At 70.8% G+C, this 19,671-nt stretch carries 24 protein-coding genes; 4 read left to right on the top strand and 20 right to left on the bottom strand.

Features of this window, described 5'->3' with window-relative positions; translation table 11 throughout:
* Window positions 1-23 precede the first annotated feature (23 nt).
* A complete protein-coding gene (locus tag I8E28_RS15925; RefSeq protein WP_200789075.1) occupies window positions 24-938 on the top strand; it encodes a nucleotidyltransferase in 915 nt (304 codons plus the stop codon).
* Window positions 935-1,747 (top strand): exodeoxyribonuclease III, encoded by an 813-nt coding sequence (gene xth, locus I8E28_RS15930; RefSeq protein WP_200789077.1) that lies wholly within the window; start codon window positions 935-937, stop codon window positions 1,745-1,747. The genes I8E28_RS15925 and xth overlap by 4 nt, the downstream gene beginning before the upstream one ends.
* Here the strand turns inward: xth and I8E28_RS15935 are convergent.
* Entirely contained in the window at window positions 1,699-2,469 is a 771-nt protein-coding gene (locus I8E28_RS15935; protein ID WP_200789079.1) for a Crp/Fnr family transcriptional regulator, read from the bottom strand. The genes xth and I8E28_RS15935 overlap by 49 nt on opposite strands.
* Before the next feature lie 44 nt (window positions 2,470-2,513).
* Entirely contained in the window at window positions 2,514-4,097 is a 1,584-nt protein-coding gene (locus I8E28_RS15940) for a hybrid sensor histidine kinase/response regulator (RefSeq protein ID WP_275403462.1), read from the bottom strand.
* A gap of 158 nt (window positions 4,098-4,255) precedes the next feature.
* On the opposite strand from I8E28_RS15940, the gene gloA reads away from it, so the two are divergent.
* Together gloA and I8E28_RS15950 are read left to right on the top strand one after the other, a co-directional pair.
* Window positions 4,256-4,642: a lactoylglutathione lyase gene (gene gloA / locus I8E28_RS15945; RefSeq protein WP_239027255.1), complete on the top strand. Its 387-nt coding sequence runs from the start codon at window positions 4,256-4,258 to the stop codon at window positions 4,640-4,642.
* The gene (locus I8E28_RS15950; protein ID WP_338050792.1) at window positions 4,639-5,040 is read left to right on the top strand and encodes a DUF1801 domain-containing protein; all 402 of its coding nucleotides are present in this window, start codon (window positions 4,639-4,641) and stop codon (window positions 5,038-5,040) included. Before gloA ends, I8E28_RS15950 begins: the two co-directional genes overlap by 4 nt.
* 6 nt (window positions 5,041-5,046) lie before the next feature.
* Here the strand turns inward: I8E28_RS15950 and I8E28_RS15955 are convergent, their stop codons facing one another.
* The 18 genes from I8E28_RS15955 to thiD form a co-directional block, all read right to left on the bottom strand.
* Window positions 5,047-5,334, bottom strand: a complete 288-nt coding sequence (locus I8E28_RS15955; RefSeq protein ID WP_200789084.1) for a DUF1330 domain-containing protein — start codon at window positions 5,332-5,334, stop codon at window positions 5,047-5,049.
* Window positions 5,331-5,729, bottom strand: coding sequence for a VOC family protein (locus tag I8E28_RS15960; RefSeq protein WP_200789086.1), 399 nt, complete (start codon window positions 5,727-5,729; stop codon window positions 5,331-5,333). Before I8E28_RS15960 ends, I8E28_RS15955 begins: the two co-directional genes overlap by 4 nt.
* 14 nt (window positions 5,730-5,743) lie before the next feature.
* A complete protein-coding gene (locus I8E28_RS15965; protein WP_200789087.1) occupies window positions 5,744-6,076 on the bottom strand; it encodes a DUF6984 family protein in 333 nt (110 codons plus the stop codon).
* Between the two features lie 11 nt (window positions 6,077-6,087).
* Complete coding sequence (locus I8E28_RS15970; protein WP_200789088.1) at window positions 6,088-6,717, bottom strand: dihydrofolate reductase family protein; 630 nt, start codon at window positions 6,715-6,717, stop codon at window positions 6,088-6,090.
* A gap of 18 nt (window positions 6,718-6,735) precedes the next feature.
* A complete protein-coding gene (locus I8E28_RS15975) occupies window positions 6,736-7,185 on the bottom strand; it encodes a VOC family protein (protein WP_200789090.1) in 450 nt (149 codons plus the stop codon).
* Window positions 7,186-7,205: 20 nt separating this feature from the next.
* Complete coding sequence (gene ggt, locus I8E28_RS15980; protein ID WP_200789092.1) at window positions 7,206-8,936, bottom strand: gamma-glutamyltransferase; 1,731 nt, start codon at window positions 8,934-8,936, stop codon at window positions 7,206-7,208.
* 110 nt (window positions 8,937-9,046) lie between these two features.
* Complete coding sequence (locus I8E28_RS15985) at window positions 9,047-9,751, bottom strand: creatininase family protein (protein ID WP_239027256.1); 705 nt, start codon at window positions 9,749-9,751, stop codon at window positions 9,047-9,049.
* 14 nt (window positions 9,752-9,765) lie between these two features.
* Window positions 9,766-10,542, bottom strand: coding sequence for a thiazole synthase (locus I8E28_RS15990; RefSeq protein ID WP_200789094.1), 777 nt, complete (start codon window positions 10,540-10,542; stop codon window positions 9,766-9,768).
* A 4-nt stretch (window positions 10,543-10,546) separates the two neighbouring features.
* Window positions 10,547-10,750, bottom strand: a complete 204-nt coding sequence (gene thiS / locus I8E28_RS15995) for a sulfur carrier protein ThiS (RefSeq protein WP_200789096.1) — start codon at window positions 10,748-10,750, stop codon at window positions 10,547-10,549.
* Window positions 10,747-11,772 (bottom strand): FAD-dependent oxidoreductase, encoded by a 1,026-nt coding sequence (locus tag I8E28_RS16000; RefSeq protein WP_200789098.1) that lies wholly within the window; start codon window positions 11,770-11,772, stop codon window positions 10,747-10,749. Before I8E28_RS16000 ends, thiS begins: the two co-directional genes overlap by 4 nt.
* Window positions 11,769-12,782 (bottom strand): thiamine phosphate synthase, encoded by a 1,014-nt coding sequence (locus I8E28_RS16005; RefSeq protein ID WP_200789100.1) that lies wholly within the window; start codon window positions 12,780-12,782, stop codon window positions 11,769-11,771. Before I8E28_RS16005 ends, I8E28_RS16000 begins: the two co-directional genes overlap by 4 nt.
* Window positions 12,779-13,546, bottom strand: a complete 768-nt coding sequence (locus I8E28_RS16010; protein ID WP_200789102.1) for an SDR family oxidoreductase — start codon at window positions 13,544-13,546, stop codon at window positions 12,779-12,781. The genes I8E28_RS16005 and I8E28_RS16010 overlap by 4 nt, the downstream gene beginning before the upstream one ends.
* Window positions 13,543-14,532 (bottom strand): ABC transporter substrate-binding protein, encoded by a 990-nt coding sequence (locus tag I8E28_RS20760; RefSeq protein WP_338050793.1) that lies wholly within the window; start codon window positions 14,530-14,532, stop codon window positions 13,543-13,545. The genes I8E28_RS16010 and I8E28_RS20760 overlap by 4 nt, the downstream gene beginning before the upstream one ends.
* Window positions 14,529-15,287 (bottom strand): ABC transporter permease, encoded by a 759-nt coding sequence (locus I8E28_RS20765; protein WP_239027257.1) that lies wholly within the window; start codon window positions 15,285-15,287, stop codon window positions 14,529-14,531. Before I8E28_RS20765 ends, I8E28_RS20760 begins: the two co-directional genes overlap by 4 nt.
* Window positions 15,284-16,021 carry an ATP-binding cassette domain-containing protein gene (locus tag I8E28_RS16020; RefSeq protein ID WP_200789106.1) on the bottom strand — a complete coding sequence of 246 codons (738 nt, stop codon included), beginning with the start codon at window positions 16,019-16,021 and terminating at the stop codon, window positions 15,284-15,286. The genes I8E28_RS20765 and I8E28_RS16020 overlap by 4 nt, the downstream gene beginning before the upstream one ends.
* Window positions 16,018-17,478, bottom strand: coding sequence for an acyl-CoA reductase (locus tag I8E28_RS16025; RefSeq protein WP_200789108.1), 1,461 nt, complete (start codon window positions 17,476-17,478; stop codon window positions 16,018-16,020). The genes I8E28_RS16020 and I8E28_RS16025 overlap by 4 nt, the downstream gene beginning before the upstream one ends.
* Window positions 17,475-18,650 (bottom strand): LuxE/PaaK family acyltransferase, encoded by a 1,176-nt coding sequence (locus tag I8E28_RS16030; RefSeq protein ID WP_200789110.1) that lies wholly within the window; start codon window positions 18,648-18,650, stop codon window positions 17,475-17,477. The genes I8E28_RS16025 and I8E28_RS16030 overlap by 4 nt, the downstream gene beginning before the upstream one ends.
* Window positions 18,650-19,486: a bifunctional hydroxymethylpyrimidine kinase/phosphomethylpyrimidine kinase gene (thiD, locus tag I8E28_RS16035; RefSeq protein ID WP_200789112.1), complete on the bottom strand. Its 837-nt coding sequence runs from the start codon at window positions 19,484-19,486 to the stop codon at window positions 18,650-18,652. The genes I8E28_RS16030 and thiD overlap by 1 nt, the downstream gene beginning before the upstream one ends.
* Between the last annotated feature and the right edge of the window lie 185 nt (window positions 19,487-19,671).

A 19,671-nucleotide genomic window follows, 5' to 3' on the forward strand; every position in this document is an offset into this window, starting at 1 on the left:
AGTACCCACACGGGGAGACGACCATGTGCACCGTCCCGCTCGCGCCATCCATCGAGGAAGAGGTCCACCCCGACACGGCCGCGTTCTACCGGCGCGCGTTGCAGGTGCTCAGCGATGCGGGCGTCCCATTCCTGGTGGGCGGCGCCTTCGCGCATGCGTGCTTCACCGGCATCCGGCGCAACACCAAGGACCTGGACCTGTTCATCCGCCGCGAGCACCTCGATCGCGTGCAGGACCTGGTGCGCGCCGAGGGCTGGCGCACCGAGCTGCCGTACCCGCACTGGCTGGCCAAGGTGTACGCGGGCGAGGACTTCATCGACCTGATCTACAACTCGGGCAACGGCGTCACGCCGGTCGACGACCTCTGGTTCCAGGACAACCCGGAGGCCGAGGTGCTGGGCGTGCCGGTGAAGATCGCCAACATGGAAGACGGCTTCCTGTCCAAGGCCTTCATCATGGAGCGCGAGCGCTACGACGGCGCCGACATCGCGCACCTGCTGCACGCGAACGCGGAGCACCTGGACTGGGCCGGCCTGCTGGAACGCTTCGGGCCCAACTGGCGCGTGCTGCTCGCGCACCTGACCCTCTTCGGCTTCATCTATCCCGGCGAGCGCCACCGCGTCCCGGCCTGGGTGATGGACCGCCTGCTGCAGAAGCTGGCCGCGGAGATCGCGCAGCCGCCGGCCGTCGACGCCCACGTGTGCGCCGGCACGCTGCTGTCGCGCGAGCAGTACCTGCACGACGTGGAGCAGCTCGGCTACATCGACGGCCGGCTGACGCCGGCCAGCACGATGACGCCGGAGGACATCCAGGTCTGGACCGAGGCCATCCCGGCGCGGCAGCAACAGCACGCCGTCGATGGGCCGGGCGCGCTGACGCCGCCGGGCGTGCCCACGACGGCGGCCGGCGAGCCCATCGTGCTGCCACCGCCGGCGTGAGGATCGCGACTTTCAACGTCAACGGCGTCAACGGACGCCTGCCCCGCCTGCTCGAATGGCTGCAGAAGACGCAGCCCGACGTCGCCTGCCTGCAGGAGATCAAGACCAGCGATCCACGCTTTCCCGGCGACAAGCTGCGCGACGCGGGCTGGACCGCCATCTGGCACGGGCAGCCTTCGCACCATGGGGTCGCGATCCTCGCGCGCGGCATGGCGCCGATGGAAGTGCGGCGTGGCTTGCCGGCCGGCCCGACGGACTTGCAGGCGCGCTATCTCGAAGCCGACTTGCGCGGTGTGCGCATCGCGTCCGTGTACCAGCCCAACGGCAACCCGCCCGGCAGCCCGAACTTCCTCTACAAGCTCGCCTGGTCCGAGCGCCTGGTCGCGCATGCGGCCACGCTGGTGGGCTTGTCGCAGCCCGTGGTGCTGGCCGGCGACTTCAACGTGGTGCCCACCAACGCCGACATCTACAACTGGTGGGTGTGGCAGCACGACGCGGTGCTGCAGCCCGAGACACGCGCGCTGCACGAGAAGCTGCTGGCGCAGGGCTGGACGGACGCCACGCGGCACCTGCACCCGGCCGACCGGATCTACACGTTCTGGGTGAATGCCGCCGCGCATGCGCGCAACGCGGGCTTCCGCATGGACTTTCTGCTGCTGAACGCGGCCGCGTTGGCGCTGCTGCGCGCGACCGGCGTGGACCACGAGCACCGCGGGCGCGAGAAGCCCAGCGACCACGCGCCGGTGTGGATCGAGCTGGATCAGCCTGCCGGCAACGGCTCGGCCCAGGGGTTCTCGTTGCCGAAGTAGCCACGCTGGTAGGCCCCTTCGACCAGCCGGTAGCAGTCGCAGGCATGCGCCTCCAGCGCCTTCCGGTCCTCGACCACGATCTGGCCGCGCCGGTACGACAGCACGCCGGCGTGCTGCAGGCGCGTGGCCGCGTGCGAGATGGTCTCCCGCCGCAGCCCGGCGAGCCGGCCGAGCTGGTCCTGCGTCATGTGGATGCACTGCCGCCCCGTCCGGTCCTGCAGCCGCAGCAGCAGCGTGCACAGGTATTCCTCCGGGCCGTGGTGGCGGTAGCAATACGCGGCCTGGCCGACCTGCGTGAAGCTGGCGTTGAGATAGCGCAGCACGAGGTTGCTGACGGGCCAGCTGGCGTGGAACGCTTCGGCGAACAGCGCGGCGTCCACCCGCGCCGCCGGCCCGGGCAGCAGCACGTCGGGCATGGAATCGAGCACCGGGCCACCCATCAGCCCCGAGAGGCCGATCAGCCCTTCGCGGCCGATGAGGGCCAGCAGCGCGCCGCGGCCGTCATGCGTGGTCTTCGAGACCGAAACGACCGACCCGAGGGGGAAATGGACGTAGGCCACGCCCCCGGCGACTGGCAGGAGGGGCCGCCCAGCCTCGAGGTGCACCAGTTGCAGGTGGTTGATCCAGCCGGCGCGCACCGTCGCGGGCAGCAGCCGGAAGAACAGGTTCTTCGACGCGGCGCTCGCGGGGAGGCTGGGAGCGCTGGCGTGGCCGAAGGTCATCCTTGGATGGTAATCGCCGACGCATCGGAGCAGTGTGCCTTATGTCACGCCTGCGCCTCGGCCAGCGCGGCAGCAGTCGTGAGGATGGCCTGCAGCTTGTCCGACTCGACCGGCTTGACGAGATGGTGGCGGAACCCGGCCTCGACCGCGCGCCGCGTGTCATCGGTGCGCGCCCAGCCCGAGACGGCCACCAGCATGGTGCCCGGCGTGGCCGCGTGCAGTTCGCGCGCGACCGCGAAGCCGTCCCGCTTGGGCATGCCCAGGTCGATGAACGCGATGTGCGGGTGGAAGGTCCGGGTCACTTCGATCGCTTCCTCGCCGTCGTACGCGGCGCGCACCTCGTGCCCCAGCATCTCCAGCAGCACGGACATGGTTTCGGCGGCGTCGTGGTTGTCGTCGGCGACGACGATGCGCAGCCCGCCGCTGGCCGGCCGCATCGCGGACGAGCGCGCGCGCCCTTCCGCCGGCAGCCGGACCACGAACAGGCTGCCCCGGCCCAGGCCTTCGCTGAACGCCTGCACCGTGCCCCCGTGCTTCTGGATCACTTCGCGCACGACCGACAGGCCGATCCCCAGCCCGCCTTGCGAACGGTGGCGCGCCAGGCTGTCCTGGCTGAACAGGTCGAACACGCGCGGCAACATCTCGGCGCTGATGCCCACGCCGTTGTCGCGGATCGAGACGACAACGTGGTGGCCGTCGACGCCGACCGAGAGCGAGATGCGGCCGCCGCGGTCGGTGTACTTGGCGGCGTTGTTCAGGACGTTGGAGAACGCCTGCGTCAGGCGCGGTGCGTCCGCGTTCAGGTAGATCGGGCCCGCGAGCGCGTTCAGGTCGAACTTCTGCCCGCGCTGCTCCCACTGCGGCCGGCTCTGCTCGATGGCGGCGTTGAGCACGGCGTCGAGCGTGACGCGGGTGACGTTCAGCTCCAGCTTCTGCTGGCCGATGCGGCTGACGTCCAGCAGGTCGTCCAGCAGGCGCGCCATGTGCTGCACCTGGCGCTCGATGACGCCGCGCGCCCAGGTGAGCTGCATGTCGTCGTCGCCGCGCAGCCGCAGCACCTGGGCGGCGGTGCGGATCGGTGCGAGCGGGTTGCGCAGCTCGTGCGCCAGCACGGCGATGAATTCGTCCTTGCGACGGCCCGCCTCGCGCAGCACGACTTCGGCGCGGCGCTGCTCCTCGACGTCCTTGCAGGTGCCCACCCATTCGCGGATCTCGCCGCGGGCGTCGACGATGGGCACGCCGCGCGCCTCGAAGTAGCGATACGCCCCCGTGCCCGCGTGCCACAGCCGCCCCGACGCGAGGAACGGCGCCTTGCTCTCCCGCGCCCGCACGTAGCACTCGCGCAGCACGGACACGTCATCGGGGTGCACCGCGTCCATCCAGCCGAAGCCGGCCTGCTCGCCCCAGCTTTGGCCGGTGTAGGCCGACCACGACGCCTGCGGCGCGTTGAAGCTGCCGTCCACGTCGGCCACCCACACGATGGAGGTCAGCACGCGCATCAGCGCCTTGCATCGCGCCTCATCGAAATCCTGCACGCAGGAGAGATGCCCGGGTGCCGGTTCCTTGCCGCAACCAGCCTCGGGCCCTGGCTCGACGGCGGCAGCAGAGACAGGGTTCACGGAAGTCATGCCTCGACACTGCCGCGAAACGGCCGCGCCGTCCGTTCGTTGATTCACACAGAAACGTAACGGCCAGCTACGTTCAGTGAACAACGGCCGCGATGAGCACGGAGATGATTCGGTTGCGCTGGATGCGCACCCTATGCAAAGCTGAACATAATGGTCCCATGCGATTCCTCCACACCATGCTCCGCGTCGGCGACCTGCAGAGGTCGGTCGATTTCTACACCCGCGTGCTCGGCATGAAGCTGCTGCGCACGACCGAGCGGCCCGAGCAGAAGTACTCGCTGGCCTTCGTCGGCTACGGCACGAATCCCGACCATGCTGAATTGGAGCTGACCTACAACCACGGCGTGTCGAGCTACGAGCTGGGCACGGCGTACGGCCACATCGCGCTGGGGGTCCCGGACGTCGCTGGCGCCTGCGAGCGCATCCGCGCGGCCGGGGGCAGGATCACCCGCGAGGCCGGCCCGGTGCAAGGCGGCTCGACGATCATCGCGTTCGTGCAGGACCCCGACGGCTACAAGATCGAATTGATCCAGCGCGACGCGTGAGCCCCGCAACGCCCAAGGCTGGTGCGCCCGGCCGCCCCGCTTCGGACCTGATCGACGAGCGCATCGCCGCCCTGGGCGGCTGGCGCGGCGAAGCATTGGCCCGCATGCGCCAGCTCATCCACGAGGCCGATCCGGGCGTGGTGGAGGAGTGGAAATGGGGCGGGCCGGTCTGGTCCCACGGCGGGATCCTCTGCACCGGCGAGGCCTACAAGGACAAGGTCAAGCTCACCTTCGCCAAGGGCGCCGCGCTCGACGATCCGCAGCATGTCTTCAACGCCAGCCTGGACGGCAACGCGCGCCGCGCGCTCGACATCCGCGAGGGCGATCGCGTCGATGCGGCGGCGTTCAAGGCGCTGGTGCAGGCTGCCGTGCGGGCGAACGCCGCGCCGAAGCGCTGACGGCTGTCAGGCCTGGTAGCAGACGAGGTCGACGTCCGCCGCCTGTTCGCGCAGCGGGATCAGCGCCTGGTAGGACGTCGACGCGAACCAGCCCTGCACCGCGGCCGCGTCCGGGAAGCGGATCACGACGATGTCGGCGTGCGGCGCGTTGCCGGCGAACACGGCCACCTGCTTGCCGCGGAAGACGAGCTCGGCGCCCCATGGGCCGAGCGTGCCCGGCACCCGGCTGGTGTACTCGGCCCAGTGCTGTGGGGACTTCACGGTGATGCTGCCGACAAGGTAGGCGTTGCTCATGGGAGGGGCTCCGAATGGCAGACCACGCACAACTTGTTGCCGTCGGGGTCGCGGACGTACGCGCCGTAGTAGGACGCGTGGTACTGCGGGCGCAGGCCGGGCTCGCCTTCGGACGTGCCGCCTCGCGCCAGCGCGATCCGGTACACCTCGTCGACGAGCGCGCGGTTCGCCGCCGTGAAGGCGACCATCTGCCCGTTGCCGGCCGCGTGCGGCTGGCCGTCATGGGGCTTGCCGACCAGGAACAAGGGCCGCACCGACCCCGGCGTCTGCCAGCCGGCCCAGGGTCGGTCGGGTTCGCAGAATCGCTCGGGGATGCCGAGGGCCGCCATCACCGGGCGGTAGAACGCCAGCGCGCGGTCGAAATCGCGGACGCCGACGAAGATGTGGGAGAACATGTCGGCTCCTCCCCTCAGCGACCCGTCTCGGACGACCAGCGCACCAGTTGCGCCTTCTCCGGCCAGCGCAACAGCGGCTCGAAGTCCACCTTCCACAGGTCGAGCTCGAGCGGGAAGCCGGCGTCGTCCACGTTGAGCGCCGCGCAGACCAGGACGCCGTCGGCGTCGGTGAACTGGCACTCGGAGACCGTGCCGCCCAGGCGGCGGCCGAGCGGCTCGAAGGCCAGGCTGCCCATGCCGCCGTCGTCGCGCTCCGCCACCAGCGTGGCGGTCACCGGCGGCAGCAGCCCCGCGTTTTCGAAGAGCGCATCGACCAGCGGACGCTCGTGGGGATGCAGGGGCCGCATGGACGAACCCATCACTGGCGCACGTAGCGCAGGTGCGTGGCGCCGGGCCCGGCGAACACGCTCTCGATGCGGAACCGCGGTCCCGGCTCGCCGATGTTCTCGAACAGGCGCCTGCCGCCGCAGAACAGCACCGGCGCCAGCGCGATCTCCAGTTCGTCGATCACGCCGAGGTCGAGGTACTGCTGGATGACGTCGGCGCCACCGGAGATGCGCACGTCCTTGCCACCGGCCGCCGCGCGAGCCAGTTCCAGCGCGCGCTCCGGCCCGTCGTTGACGAAGTGGAAGGTGGTGCCGCCGGGGCGTACCCACGGCTCGCGCTTCTCGTGCGTGAGGACGTAGACCGGCGTGTGGAACGGCGCCTCCTCCGGCCACGCCACTTCGCCCTGGTCGAACATGCGCTTGCCCATGACGTTGGCGCCGGTGCGGTCGAAGGTGGCGCGCACCAGGTCGTTGACCGGGCCGGTCTCGCCGCCGGGACCCCACTGGAGGTGGTCGCGGAAGGCCTGCTGCTTCAGCAGCCAGCCCATCATCGCGCCCCACTTCGCACCCCAGCCCTTGAAGTTCGGGTCATCCATGGTCATCCCTTCCGGGGCCATGTAGCCATCGAGGCTGAGGCCGATGTTGACGAAGACTTGGGTCATGGTTCCCCTCGTGGTGATTCAGGCGAGCTCGCGCCGGATCTCCTGCGCCAGCCCGACCAGGATTCCTTCCACGCCCCGCACATAGCAAAGCCGGTACACGCCCTGGTAGTCGACGACCTCGTCCACCACGGTGGCGCCCAGCTTCGCCAGCCGCTCGAGCGTATCGTCCAGGTCGTCCACGGCGAACATCACGCGCAGGTAGCCGAGCGCGTTCACCGGCGCCTTGCGATGGTCCTCGGCGATGGCGGGGGCGTCGAAGCGGGAGAGCTCCAGGCGGCTGTGCCCGTCGGGCGTGCGCAGCATCGCGATCTCGACGCGCTGGCCGTGCAGGCCGGTCACGCGGCCGGCCCACTCGCCGTCGACCCGCATGCGGCCTTCGAGGGTGAGACCGAGCTCGGTGAAGAACGCGATCGCGGCATCGAGGTCCTCGACGACGATGCCGACGTTGTCCATGCGCTGGATGGCCATTCGATCCTCCTTGCGGGCCGTCAGTACCCCAGCGCCAACCCCGTGGTCCTGCGCGGATCGATCGAGCCGTAGTACTTGAAGTTGGCGACGGGCTTGCCGTCGAGGGAAGGCGCACCCACCAGGATCGCGGCGATGTGGTTCGCGGGTTGCGGCCCGGCGAACTTGTGGCCCATGCGCTCCAGCAGGCCCTGCGTGTCGGGGCTGACGGCGAAGCGCTCCAGGTTGGTCGTCTCGGGCAGCCACTGCTGGTGGAAGCGCGGGGCGTCCACCGCTTCCTGCAGCGTCATGTCGTAGTCGATCACGTTCAGGATGGTGTGCAGCACCGTCGTGATGATTCGGCTGCCGCCCGGCGTGCCGACCACCATCACCGGCTTGCCGTCCCGGGTGAGGATGGTGGGCGCCATCGACGACAGCGGCGTCTTGCCGGGCGCGATGGAATTGGCCTGGCCCTGCACCAGCCCGTAGATGTTGGGCACCCCGACCTTGGCCGTGAAATCGTCCATCTCGTCGTTCAGCAGCACGCCGGTGCCGCCGGCGGTGACGCGCGCACCGAACCAGTCGTTGAGCGTGTACGTCACCGACACCGCGTTGCCGGCCTTGTCGACGATCGAGTAGTGCGTGGTGTTGCTGCCCTCGTGCGGCGGCGTGCCGGGGCGGATGTCGTTGGAGATGCCGGCCCTCTGCGGGTCGATCGCCTTGCGGATGGCGCCCGCGTAGTCCTTGCTGAGGAGCCGCTCGAGCGGGTTCTTCACGAAGTCCGGGTCGCCCAGGTAGCTGTTGCGGTCCATGTACGCGTGGCGCATGGCCTCGATCTGGTAGTGCACCGCCTGCGCCGAGCGGAAGCCCAGGTCGCGCATCGGGTAGCCCTCGAGGATGTTCAGGATCTCGCAGATCACCACGCCGCCGCTGCTGGGCGGCGGCGCAGACACGACGTGCACGCCGCGGTAGTCGCATTCCACCGGTGCCAGCTCGCGCACCTTGTACTTCTCCAGGTCCTCGGTGGTGATGAGGCCGCCGCCGGCCTTGCTCGATGCGGCGATGGCCCGCGCCACCGGTCCGCGGTAGAAACCGTTGGCGCCGTCCCGCTCGATCGCGCGCAAAGTGCGCGCCAGGTCCTTCTGCACCAGCTTCTCGCCGGCCTTCCACGGCTCGTTGTTGTTCAGGAAGATCGCCGCCGTCGCCGCGTCCTTGCGGAAGGCGTCGGTGCCGGTGCGCAGCATGTCGACGTCGCCCTGCTCCAGCGTGAAGCCCTGCCCCGCCAGCGCGATGGCCGGACCGATGACCTCGCGGCGCGGCTTGCTGCCGTACCGGGCCAGCGCGTACTCCATGCCGGCGACGGAGCCGGGCACGGCGACCGCCAGGTGCCCCAGCGTGCTCGCGCCCTTGATGACGTTGCCGTCCTTGTCCAGGTACATGGTGGGCGTGGCCGCCAGCGGCGCCTTCTCGCGGAAGTCGATGAAGGTCTTGCGCCCGTCCGCCATCTGCAGCGTCATGAAACCGCCGCCGCCCAGGTTGCCCGCGGCCGGATAAACGACGGCGAGCGCATACCCCACGGCCACGGCCGCGTCGACCGCGTTGCCGCCCTTCTTCAGGATCTCGACGCCGACGCGCGATGCGATGTGCTGCGCCGTGACCACCATGCCGTTCTCGCCCGCTGCAGGCGGTGCGGAGGCAGCGTGCGCGAAGGTGGCGATCGTGGTGCAGAGGACGGCGGCCAGGGCGCGCCGGGGGATGCGAGGCGGGTTCTGCATGGAAGTCTCCGTGGTCGGCGCACTGTAATGCGCGGAGCAGCGGAGACGGAAGCCTCGGATTCCCGGCTGCGCGGGAATGACGACCCGGCTCGGGGCTGGATGCGGATGGCTCAGAGCCACGGCCCTTCGATCACCGCGCGCGTTTCCCCGACCGCGATCGACCACAGCTCGTCCAGCGTCGCTTCGTCCATCGCGTACCTGCCGCCGTAACAGCCGTCGCCCAGGTAGCCGCGCTTGGTCACGGGATCCATCAGCGCCATGCGGACGTAGTCGACGACGGGCTTCGACCCTTCGGGCAACTGCACGCCGTGGACGCGCGTCGAGGCGAAGCCTTCCATCCACGACGCGTGCGACGCCTGCGGGTCGACCTCGCGCACGAAGCCCATGGTCTTCGGCGCCGCCCACCAGTTGTGCCAGCGCAGTTGCACGCCGGGCAGGCGCGCCTGCAGTTCCTGCAGGACGCTGGATGCACCGTTGTTGCCGCCATGCCCGTTGACGACCAGGATGCGGCGGAAGCCATGGTGGTGCAGCGACGTGACGAGGTCCCTGAGCACCGCCAGCAGCGTCTCCAGCCGCAGCGTCATCGTCCCCGGGTAGGCCATGTACGTCGGCGTGCAGCCATAGGCTTGCGCGGGGAAGACGGGCACGCCGAGCGGTTCGGCGGCGTCGACGGCCACCTGCTCCGCCAGGATCGCGTCGACCGCGAGCGACAGGTACGCATGCTGCTCGACGCTGCCCAGCGGCAGCACGGCACGGTCCTCGCCTCGCTTCAGCAAGGCCTCGAGTTGCATCCAGTTCATGTCGCGCACGCGCATGGGCATCCCCCCCGTCAGAGCACGAAAGGCCGCCCGGTCACCGGCGTGGTGGGCACGGCCATGTCCTGCTTGGCCATGATGCCCGCCTCGTACGCGAGCCGGCCACCCTCGATCGCGAGCTTGAATGCGCGCGCCATCGTTGCCGGATCGTGCGCGTTCGACACGGCCGAATTCACCAGCACCGCGTCGTAGCCCAGCTCGATGGCCTGCACGGCGTCCTTGGGCGACCCGATGCCGGCGTCGACCACCAGCGGCACGTCGGGCAGGCGCTGGCGCAGCGTGCGCAGCGCCGTGGGATTGAGCAGGCCCTGCCCCGAGCCGATCGGCGCGCCCCACGGCATCAGGATGCGGCAGCCCGCGTCGAGCAGCCGGTTGCACGTGACGAGGTCGTCGGTGCAGTACGGGAACACCTCGAACCCGTCGGCCGCCAGCTCGCGCGCGGCCACCACCAGCTCGAACGGGTCGGGCTGCAGCGTGTAGTCGTCGCCGACCACCTCCAGCTTGATCCAGTGCGTGCCGAACATCTCGCGCGCCATCTTCGCCAGCGTCACCGCCTCGCGCGCGGTCGTGCAGCCGGCGGTGTTGGGCAGCAGGTGTGCGCCCGAATCGCGGATCGACTTGTAGAACTCGTTCGTGTGGCCGTTGCCCGAGAGCTGCCGGCGCAGGCCGACGGTGACCACCTGCGTGCCCGACGCGCGGATGGCTTCGCGCAGCACCTCGGGCGAGGGATAGCCGGCGGTGCCGAGGAAGAAGCGGCTCTCGAGCGTGCGGCCGCCGATGTCGAAGGGCATGGTGTCAACCTCCCGTGATGGGTTCGAAGGTCATGACGACGTCGCCGTCGCGCAGCACGCACTGCTCGCGCGCGTCGCGAGCCACGAAGTCGCCGTTGACGGCGGTGGCGAGCGCGGCCGGTGGCTTGTCCAGCCTGGCGACGAGAGCGGCGAGCGTCGCGCCCTCGTCCAGCTGCACGCTGTCGTTGTTCAGGCGGATCGCGATCATGCGAGGGACTCCAGGGCCTCTTCGACCAGCGCCGGCGCGATCAGCCAGCCGTGGCGGAAGAGACCGTTGATGCGGGTGCAGCCCGGCACGACGTCCAGCAGCGGCTGGTTGTCGGGCAGGGCGGGGCGCAGGTTGGTTTCGGAATGCACGATGCGGGCTTCGGCCAGCGCCGGCACGACGCTGTGCGCCGCCGCCAGCAGTTCGACGGTCGTGCGCAAGGACACCGGCGTGCGGTCCTCGCTTTCGATCTCGCTCGCGCCGACGACCACCAGGTCGGGCGCGCGCGGCACCAGGTACACGCGATGGCGCGCATGCAGCAGGCGCAGCGGCCGGCGCAGCTCCACGCCCGGCGCATGCAGCCAGAAGATCTCGCCGCGGACGCCGCGCATCGGCAGTTGCGGCCGCGCACCGAGGCCGCGCACGTCGAACACCCAGTCGTAGTCGTGCCGGGCGCTGCCGGTGACCAGGCGCTGCGGTTCGACGCTGTCCACCCTGCTGGTCCAATGCCACGTCGTGTTCGTCGCCGCGGCGGCCAGCGCTTCCATCGCCTGCACGGTGTGGATGCGGCCCTCGCCCGCGAGCAGCCAGGCCTGCAGGCCTGGGCGCACCGAGGGTTCGAGCTCTCGCAGCGCCTCCGACGGCAGCGACTCGGCCTGGTGCCCGGCGGGGGCCTTGCGATCGAGCAGGTCCAGCAGGCGGCGCGCGGCGCCCAGGTCTTCGCGGTGCGCGAGCAGCAGGCTGCCGTCGCGCTGCAACTCCACGGGCTGCGGCAACGCGGCGACGATCTGCGGCCACAGGTCCAGCGAGCGCAGGCCCCAGCGGAACACGCGCTCGTCCGCAGTCTCGAGTTCGGCGACCGGGCTGAGCATGCCGGCGGCAGTCCAGCCCGCGGCACCACGCGCCAGCGGGCCGTCGGCCGGGTCGTGCACGTGCACGTCGTGGCCTGCGCGCCCGAGCTCGAAGGCAAGCAGGCGCCCGAGCAGGCCGGCTCCCGCAATGCCGATGCGCAGCGGCTTCGTCATGCGCGCGGCTCCAGCGAGGGATGCGGCCAGTCGGGCGCAGGCGTGCGTTGCGCGGCGCCCTCGTCGAAGGCAGCCTGGAACGCCGGCACGGCCTGCCGCGGATCGTCACCCAGCCCGCGCACGAGGCAGACCGCGCTGGCTCCCGCGCGGGCGGTGAGCCGCACTTGCTCCGGCTCGAGGATGCCGCCGATGGCGACCACGGGCGCGCCCGCGTGCGCGGCCCACCAGCCGAGGTTGTCGAGGCCCTGCGGCCGCCACGGCATGTCCTTGGTGATCGTGGGCCACACCGGGCCGCAGGCGATGTACGCGGCGGCCAGCGAGCGGGCGCGGCACAGCTCCCATACGGAATGCGAGCTCACGCCCAGCGCCATGCGGCTGGCGGCGAGTTCCGCGTGCTGCGCCTCGGTGAAGCGGCCGAGGTCTTCCTGGCCGAGATGCACGGCGTCGGCGCCAAGTTCCGCGGCGATCTGCCAGTGGTCGTTGACGTAGAGCGTCGCGCCCGCGTCCTTGGCGACCGAGATGCCGTCGCGCAATTGGTTGCGCAGGGAGGCGAACCAGGTCGCGTCGGCGTCGTGCGGGGTCTTGATGCGCAACTGCGTGAGGCGGATGTCCGCGCCAAGCACCTGCCGCAGGCGGGAAACTGAATCCACGATCGCATAGAGACCCGAATGCTGGAAGCGATGGCTCCCCGCCTCCGCGGGGACGACGGGACTTTCGTCATTCCCGCGAAGGCGGGAATCCACCGCTTCCCGTCCAAGAATGGGCAACTCGCCCCCGGCATTCCACCCCGCGAGCAACGCCGCATCCGCCGCCACGAACCCCGCCCGCATCTGGGCCGCCCACCGCTGCGCCAGTGCTTCCGGCGCATTCACGCGCACGCCGCGCACGACGCCGCTCGCATGCGGCGTCCGCAGCACGCCGCTCTCCAGCGACCAACTCGCGTGCACGTCCGCCGGCACGTCCTCCCGGACCACCACTTCCCCCTGCCGGGGAACCACCAGCACCGTCATCGCATCACCCTCCCGCCGTCGACCAGCAGCACCTGGCCCGTGATGAACGCCGCTGCTTCGGACGCCAGGAATACCACCGGCCCCGCCACGTCCTCGGGCCGGGCGAGCCGGCGCAGCGGCGTGGCCTGCATGATCGCTTCGCGGAACGACGCGCGCGTCGCGGCGCTGCCCGCCGTCGGATGCACCAGGCCCGGCGCCACGCAGTTCACCCGCACGCCCTGGGGTCCCAGTTCGGCGGCGAGTTGCCGCGAGAAACCTACCAGTGCTGTCTTGGCCGTCGCGTAGTCGTGGTACGGCACGACCGGGTCCTCGACCAGGTCGCTCACGAGATTCACGATCGCGCCATCCGCCCGTGCGCGCAGGTGCGGCAGCGCGGCCTGGCACAGGTGGAACGCGGCGCCGACCGATCCCTCGAACTGCTGCAGGTACTGCGGCCATGCGAGGTCGCCGAAGGCGGCGCGCCGCTCCGGGTCGAAGCTGTACGGCGCGAACGCGTTGTTCACCAGCACGTCCAGGCGGCCGAACTCGTCGACCGTGCGCTGCACGAGCGAGCGTGCCTGTGCGGGATCGGTGACGTCGGCTTGCAGCGCGACGGCATCACCACCCGCTTTCCGGCAACCGGCGACCACCGCATGGGCCGCGTCCTTCTGCTGCAGGTAGTTCACCGCCACTGCGGCGCCTTCACGTGCGAACGCCAGCGCGATGGCCGCGCCGATGCCGCGCGACGCGCCGCTCACGAGCACGGTCTTGCCCTGGAACGTCATGCGCCCGCTCCCTTCCCGGGCAGCAGGTCGGTGGCGACCACGGCGGCCATGTCGATGCGGCCCTGCACGAGCCCGAGCTGCCGGTACACGTCGGCCGCCTTCTGCAACGAGGCGATGTCGAGCGCGCCGAGCCCTTCGCGCTTCGTGCGGTCGGACACGGTCGCCGCATTGCGCGCCTGGACGATCTCGAGGTTCAGCGCGGCATCGCTGCCGTCGATGGCGCGCCTGGTCGCCAGCTGCGCCGCTTCCTGCGGCTGCGCCAGCATCCACGCGGCTGCGTCACGGTAGGCGCGCAGGAAGCGGCGCAGCGCATCCCTGCGTTTGGCATACGTCTCCTCGCGCACCACGAACAGGTCGCTGGAGACGTTCAGGTGGTCCTTGACCTCGATCACCTCGATGTCCTGCACGCCCCGGCGCTTGCCCACCAGCAGGCCGGTATCGGTGGCGGCGGTCGCATCGACCTGCCCCTGCAGCAGCGGCGCGAAGTTCAGCAGCCCGGTCGGCACGATGGTGACGTCCGACTCCTTCAGCCCCGCCTGGTGCAGCAGCACCAGCAGGTTCTGCCGCGTGCCGCTGGACAGGCTGTACACGCCGACCTTCTTGCCCTTCAGGTCGGCCGGCTTGCGGATGCCGCTGCTCTTCAGCGCCACGACGTTGAACACGTTCTGCGGGTAGATGTCGTAGATCGCCCGCAGCTTCTCGCCCTTGTCGAGCGCCGCGAACAGCGAACCGGGATCGGTGAAGGCGACGTCGGCCTGGCCGCTGAGGATGTTGCGGATCGCGTCGCCGCCGCCCGCGCCGGGCACGTAGTCGATCGCGAGCCCCTGCGCGCGGTAGAAGCCCTTGTCGGCGTCGACCAGCAGTGGCATCACTTCGACGATCGGCTTGTTCCAGCCGGCGACGGTGAACTTCTCGGTTGCCCCCTGGGCAAACGAGAGCGTGGGCAGCGCGGCGGCGGCCAGCAGGACATGGCGGCGATCGATCACGGCGGGGTTCCTTCGAGGTGGTAGGGACGCAGCAGCCTGCGTTCGAGCAGGACGGCGGCCTGGTAGGCGGCGAGCCCGAGCAGCGAGACGAGCACGAGCACGGCGAACAGCAGCGGCGTGTCCATGCTGCCCTGCGCCGCGATGATCAGCGCGCCCAGGCCCTGGCTCGCGCCGATGAACTCGCCGACGACGGCGCCCACCAGCGCCAGCACGACGGCGATGCGCACGCCGGCCAGGATCGCGGGCAAGCCGGTGGGCAGCTTGAGACGCCACAGCGTTTGCGCGGGCGACGCGCCCAGCAGCCGGAACAACTCCAGCCGCTCCGGCGGCACTTGCGCCAGGCCGGTCATGGTGTTTTCCAGCAGCGGGAAGAAGCAGATCAGCGCCGTGACGAGCACCGTCGACGTGACGCCGAATCCGAACCACACGATCAGCAGCGGCATCAGCGCGAGCTTGGGCACGACCTGGCTCACGACGACGTAGGGCATGAGCAGCTTGCGCAGCGCCGGGACTTCGGCAAGCACGACGCCCGCCCCGAAGCCGATGGCGCATCCCGTCAGCAGGCCGAGCAGGAGTTCGGAGGTCGTCGTCCGCAGGTGCGGCCAGAAGTAGCCGCTGGCCAGGCCGTTCCACAGCGACTGCGCGATGCGCGTCGGGGGTGGCAGCACGAGTGCGGACAGCTGCATGGCGCGCGCCAGCGCTTCCCATGCGGCGAGCACGCCGAACAGCAGGGCCCACGAGGCAATTCGCTTCATGCGAGCGCCCCCTCCCCGGCCAGCGCGTCGCGCACCGACGCGCAGGCCGCTGCGAAGCCGGCGCTGTCTCGCACGGAGGCCGCGCGGTCGACGTCGATGGTTCGAACGATGCGACCTTGGTCCATCACCGACACGCGATCGCCGAGGAACACCGCCTCGTGGATGTCGTGCGTGACGAAGACGACGGTGGTGCCGCGCGCGCGCACCAGTTGCAGCAGGTCGCGCTGCAGTTCCTCGCGCGTGAGCGCATCGAGCGCGGCGAACGGCTCGTCGAGGAGGAGCAACGGCGGCTGCAACAACAGCGCCCGCGCCAACGCCACCCGGCTCTGCTGGCCGCCGGACAGCTGGCGCGGATGGCGCTGCGCGAGTTCACCGAGCCCGAGCTGGGCAAGCAAGGCGCCGGCTGCCTCGCCATCTGCGGCCGTCGGCTTGCGCTGCAGCGACACCGGCAGCAGCACGTTGTCGCGCGCCGTCAGCCAGTCAAGCAGCGTCGGCGCCTGGAACACGAAGCCGACCTGCCGCGTGTCGGAAGGCGGCAAGCCGCGCCAAAGCACTCCGCCGCGTGAGGGCGGCAGCAGGCCGGCGGCGAGCTTGAGCAGCGTCGTCTTGCCGCAGCCGCTGCGGCCGACCAGGCAGTGCACGCTGCCCGCATCGACCTCGAGGGTCACGCGGTCGACGACCGGCGCGAAGCCGCGATAGCCGAACGACACGTCGCGCAGCTGCAGGAAGCTCACGGCGTGCCCTCCTGCCAGTGCGGCCCGACGCGCTCGGCGGCGCGCTCGGCGCCCTGCTCGATCTCGACCATGCGCACGAGGTCCGCCAGCGTGAATCGGCCGTCGTGGTGCCACCCCGCTTCCGGCTGCGTCATGGACCCCAGCGCACACACGCGCGTGACGCCGGCAGCGCCGAGTGCGTCGGCCAACGCATACAGCCGGTCCGTGTCCGTGGCGAGCGCCGCCGTCTGCAGCACGGACGCATGCGGCGCAAGCAGCCCGGGCACGTCCTCCAGCGATTTCACGGCGCTGACGACGACGCACCGCTGGCCCGGCGCGGGCGCCAACGGCTGCGCCCCATCGACGAACGCGACCGCCCAGTGGACTTCGTCATGCGCCAGCAACTCGGCGCGGCCCTGCCACTCGATGGACTGCCGCCAGCTCGCGAGCGCGGCGGCTTCGCCGAGGTCGAGCGCACGCCGCGGATGCCGGCGCGCTTGCGCGGCGAGTTCGGCCGCGAGGTGCTGCGCGAACTCGCGCGGCGACACCGCCCCGCCCGCTTCCACGTACACGACGTGCGGCGAATAGCAGCCTTGCTGTTCGTAGCGGGCGACGTCGTGGGCCGCCAGGCGCGCGGCTGCCGGGCCGCGTTGACGGTCCAGCGCCTCGCGCCCGACCAGCGCGACGCCGACCTTGTGGCCGTAGGCGAGGAAGCGCGTGGTGACCGGCACCTGCTCGCGCAACTCGCGCAGCGACGCATTGCCGCCGTAGCCGAGCACCACCTCGGCCTCGCGGTAGAGCACCTGCGCCACCGGATCGCCGCCCTTCCACCACAGCACGGCGAAGGCATCGCGCCATGCTGGGCGCACGTCGACGAGCGCCTGTGCGAACAAAGTCGCGAAGACCGGCTCGGCGCTCGCGAGCTTGCCGACATTGCCTGCCTTGACCAGCAGTCCTGCGACGAAGCTCCACATCGACAACCCCGGCACGTTGCCGGCCCAGCTGTGCACGAGCAGCGAGGGCCCCACCGCACGCACCGCGCCGCCCTTGGTCGCCGGCTGGAAGCCGTCCAGCATCTTGGGGTTGGCAAAATCCTCGGCGACGAACCGCTGCAACTGCGGCGCCCGGAAGGCGTGCAGGTAGCCGGTGAGCGCGAGCCGCACCATCTCCGGATCGAGCCCGGTCACGATGGGCAGGAGCTCGTCGGCCTGGCCGCGCAACGGGTCCTGCGGATCGAGCAGCCGCGCGGCCGCCTTGGCGACGACACCGACGATCTCGTCGACGCGCAGCGATTGCAGCTGCTCGCGCGCCGCGCGCTCCACGTGCGCCGCGACGGCGGCGAGTTGCACTTCGTCGAGCGCGGGCACTTCGACTTCCAGCCGTTGCCCGTGCGCCGAGAACGGCAGCACCTGCCAGCGCAGCTGCGCGGCGTCGAGGCCCGGCACATGGCCGGCGCGGAAGCGCAGCACGTCGCTCATGCGCGTGTCGCCTCCAGGAAGTCCTGCACCGCGAGCGAGCAGCCCTTGGCTTCGGCGCCTTCGGCGCGGCCGAGGAGGAGGAAGGCGGAGTGGAAGTCACCCTCGCCGACCACGCGCTCGCGGTCTCCCTCTCCCCCCCGGGGAGAGGGAGCGGTGAGGGGCGTCCCCCCACCTTCAACCATCACCCCCACGTCCTCCGTCAGGATCGCCGTCGCCGAATTGAAATTGGCGAGATCGCAGTGCGCCAGCACACCTCGCTTGCCACGCGCCACATCGCGCCCCGTCAGTGGATCCACCACCCGCGTGCGCACCCAGTGGGGCGCGTGCTTGACCGACGGCACGACGGCATTGCCCGCGTCGTAGAACTGGGAGCTCAGCTCCGTCATGCCGTACATGTTGATGCAGCGCTCGCGCGGCACGCCGAACGCGAACGACAGGCGCTGGTAGAAGTCTTCCAGCGGCACGTCGCGCGACTGCCCCTTGTAGCCGCCCGTGTCCAGCAGCAGGCTGCCGGCCGGCAACGGGATGCGGCGCTCGCCCAGCGCGTCGAACACGTGCACGAAGCTGAAGCTCGCGCCCAGCATCGCGACCGGCTCGCCGCCGGCCTGCGCGCTCGCCAGCCAATCGAGAAGGCCGGCGATGTCCAGGCCGTGCTGCACGTCCACGAAGCTGCGGCTGCCCGGCGTGCCGTACTCGCGCACCGCATTCGACAAGTACCGCGCCAGCGACGAGTTCGGCAGTTGCTCGTGCGACGGGAACAGAGTCGCCATCGGCAGGCGGCGCGCGGCGCCGAGGAAGCGCTGCTCGAAGTGCTTGCGCATCGACAGGTCCCACACCTCCATCACCGGATGGTGGTTGCGGCCCTTCACGTCGCCGCGCGTGGTGCCGCTGGTCATGAAGATGCGCTCGCAGTCCGGCGGCGGGATGCAGCTGAGCGTCGCGTCCTTGAACGCGCTGATCGGCACGGGCGGGATGTCGCGCCAGGACTGCACGCGGCGCGGCGACGCGCCCCGGCGCTGGCAGAAGCGGCGGTAGGCCTCGTCGTGCTCGTACTGCAGCGCGAACAGCTCCAGCGCCATCGCATCGAACTGCGCGTCGGTGCAGCCATCCTGCGCGAGGAAGGCCAGCAGCCGCTCGACGGCCTGCTGCAGGAACGCGGGCAACTCGCGCATCAGCGGGCCTGCAGGGCGACCGGCGCGAAGCCGTGGTTCAGCGGGCCGCTGCCGGCGCCGGTCCGTGCCTGCGCGCCTGCTTCGAGGGCGCCACGGACGAAGTCACGCGCCCGGGCGACGGCCGCCTCGAGATCCATCCCGAGCGCCAGCGACGCGGCGATCGCGCTCGAAAGCGTGCAGCCGGTGCCGTGCGTGTTGGGCGTCTCGATGCGCGGGCCGCGGAACCAGCGTGGCGCCGCGCCGGCGACGAGCAGCAGGTCCGACACCATCGCGCCTTCGAGGTGGCCGCCCTTGAGCAGCACCGCGCGCGCACCGCGTTCCAGCAGCTGGCGCGCCGCGCGGTCCATGTCGTCCTCGCTGCGCAGCTCGCGCCCGACCAGCAGCGCGGCTTCGTCGAGGTTGGGCGTGACGACGGCGGTGCGCGGGAACAGCTCGGTGACGATGGCTTGCACCGCGTCGGGCTCGATCAGGCGCGCGCCGCTGGTGGCGACCATCACCGGATCGAGGACGACGTTGGGCAGCTGGTGGCGGCCGATCGCGGCGGCAACCGCGCGCACGGTCGGCGCCGAATGCAGCATGCCGATCTTCACCGCGTCGACGCCGATGTCCTCGACGACCGCGTCGATCTGGTCCGCGAGGAAGTCCAGCGGCACGCCATGGATGGAGCGCACGCCGGTGGTGTTCTGCGCCGTGAGCGCGGTGATCGCCGTCATGCCGTAGCAGCCGAGCGCCGCGAACGTCTTCAGGTCGGCCTGGATGCCGGCGCCGCCGCCGGAATCGGAACCGGCGATGGACAGCACGCGCGGGTAGCGCGGCGGATGGGCGGTGGTGGGCATCGGGGCCTCCTGCGGTGAAGCGGCAAATGCCCCGAAGGAGGACGCCGGCCGGCCACGACGGGCCGGGAGGCGGGCTGCTCTTCTTACGCCGGTCTGAACCGGTTCAAGTTCACGGGTCTGGATCTCAGCACGCTGTTGCGTACACCCCGGAGCGGTTGCGATTGTGACACGTGCGCAAAGACCGC

It is taken from the genome of Ramlibacter algicola (genome assembly GCF_016641735.1).
Lineage (GTDB): Bacteria > Pseudomonadota > Gammaproteobacteria > Burkholderiales > Burkholderiaceae_C > Ramlibacter > Ramlibacter algicola.

Bases quoted from the DNA above. Each gene is read 5' to 3' on its own strand.
- I8E28_RS15925 (WP_200789075.1), top strand. From the start codon at position 24: ATGTGCACCGTCCCGCTCGCGCCATCCATCGAGGAAGAGGTCCACCCC.
- I8E28_RS15935 (WP_200789079.1), bottom strand. From the start codon at position 2,469: ATGACCTTCGGCCACGCCAGCGCTCCCAGCCTCCCCGCGAGCGCCGCG.
- I8E28_RS15940 (WP_275403462.1), bottom strand. From the start codon at position 4,097: ATGACTTCCGTGAACCCTGTCTCTGCTGCCGCCGTCGAGCCAGGGCCC.
- gloA (WP_239027255.1), top strand. From the start codon at position 4,256: ATGCGATTCCTCCACACCATGCTCCGCGTCGGCGACCTGCAGAGGTCG.
- I8E28_RS15955 (WP_200789084.1), bottom strand. From the start codon at position 5,334: ATGAGCAACGCCTACCTTGTCGGCAGCATCACCGTGAAGTCCCCACAG.
- I8E28_RS15960 (WP_200789086.1), bottom strand. From the start codon at position 5,729: ATGTTCTCCCACATCTTCGTCGGCGTCCGCGATTTCGACCGCGCGCTG.
- I8E28_RS15965 (WP_200789087.1), bottom strand. From the start codon at position 6,076: ATGCGGCCCCTGCATCCCCACGAGCGTCCGCTGGTCGATGCGCTCTTC.
- I8E28_RS15970 (WP_200789088.1), bottom strand. From the start codon at position 6,717: ATGACCCAAGTCTTCGTCAACATCGGCCTCAGCCTCGATGGCTACATG.
- I8E28_RS15975 (WP_200789090.1), bottom strand. From the start codon at position 7,185: ATGGCCATCCAGCGCATGGACAACGTCGGCATCGTCGTCGAGGACCTC.
- ggt (WP_200789092.1), bottom strand. From the start codon at position 8,936: ATGCAGAACCCGCCTCGCATCCCCCGGCGCGCCCTGGCCGCCGTCCTC.
- I8E28_RS15985 (WP_239027256.1), bottom strand. From the start codon at position 9,751: ATGCGCGTGCGCGACATGAACTGGATGCAACTCGAGGCCTTGCTGAAG.
- I8E28_RS15990 (WP_200789094.1), bottom strand. From the start codon at position 10,542: ATGCCCTTCGACATCGGCGGCCGCACGCTCGAGAGCCGCTTCTTCCTC.
- thiS (WP_200789096.1), bottom strand. From the start codon at position 10,750: ATGATCGCGATCCGCCTGAACAACGACAGCGTGCAGCTGGACGAGGGC.
- I8E28_RS16000 (WP_200789098.1), bottom strand. From the start codon at position 11,772: ATGACGAAGCCGCTGCGCATCGGCATTGCGGGAGCCGGCCTGCTCGGG.
- I8E28_RS16005 (WP_200789100.1), bottom strand. From the start codon at position 12,782: ATGACGGTGCTGGTGGTTCCCCGGCAGGGGGAAGTGGTGGTCCGGGAG.
- I8E28_RS16010 (WP_200789102.1), bottom strand. From the start codon at position 13,546: ATGACGTTCCAGGGCAAGACCGTGCTCGTGAGCGGCGCGTCGCGCGGC.
- I8E28_RS20765 (WP_239027257.1), bottom strand. From the start codon at position 15,287: ATGAAGCGAATTGCCTCGTGGGCCCTGCTGTTCGGCGTGCTCGCCGCA.
- I8E28_RS16025 (WP_200789108.1), bottom strand. From the start codon at position 17,478: ATGAGCGACGTGCTGCGCTTCCGCGCCGGCCATGTGCCGGGCCTCGAC.
- I8E28_RS16030 (WP_200789110.1), bottom strand. From the start codon at position 18,650: ATGCGCGAGTTGCCCGCGTTCCTGCAGCAGGCCGTCGAGCGGCTGCTG.
- thiD (WP_200789112.1), bottom strand. From the start codon at position 19,486: ATGCCCACCACCGCCCATCCGCCGCGCTACCCGCGCGTGCTGTCCATC.